This is a genomic window from Thermus sp. FJN-A (assembly GCF_054655095.1).
In genome coordinates this window covers 1-580 of sequence record NZ_BAAHSC010000124.1, presented here as the reverse complement: position 1 = coordinate 580, position 580 = coordinate 1, and the positions used below count along the sequence as shown (strand labels likewise).

Annotated in this window: 1 protein-coding gene; it reads left to right on the top strand. The window is 79.5% G+C overall.

The genetic code is table 11. The features are described 5' to 3' along the window. Positions 1-188: 188 nt before the first annotated feature. On the top strand, positions 189-580 hold a 392-nt coding region (locus ACYQ0J_RS00655), incomplete at its 3' end, for a hypothetical protein (protein WP_460170273.1).

Genomic DNA, 580 nt, shown 5'->3' with positions numbered 1-580 from the left:
CCCTTCCCGCGCCGGGCTGGGCCCCATTGTAGGGCGCTCCGGCCCGCAAGGTACGGGCTTCGCCCGTGACCCGGCAAGGCCGAGCCCTACGGGTGGGGCCCCTGCCCCAGCCTTGCCTCCGGGCCTCCGCGCCCCCTTTGGGGGCCCTCGCGCCCGGCGCGGGAAAAGCGCGCGGGTGGGAGGTAGTTATGGTGTCCCTTCCCCTTTCCGGTGTGGTGGCCTTCGCGGGCTCCCGGCGCGGCTCCCCCTGGCCCGTGGCCCCCGTGGTGGCCCTGGTCCTGGCCTCGGGGGGCGTGGTGCGGGTGGGGGACCAGCGCGGGGTGGACGCCGCCGTGGTCCGGGCCGTCCCCGGCGCCCAGGTGGTGCGGGCCTCTCAGTTCCCGGGGCCGCCCAAGGCCCGGCTCGCCCAGCGCACCCGGGCCGTGGTCCTTGGCCACCGGGGCCTGGGCCTGCCTCCGGCCTCCTGCCTCTTGGTCTTCCCGCCGGAGGGCGGGGCCCCCGCCCTGGGGCCCGGCTCCTCCCTGGCCCTCCGCCTGGCCCTCGAGGCCCGCCTCCCCGCCTGGGTGGCCGGGGAGCCCCG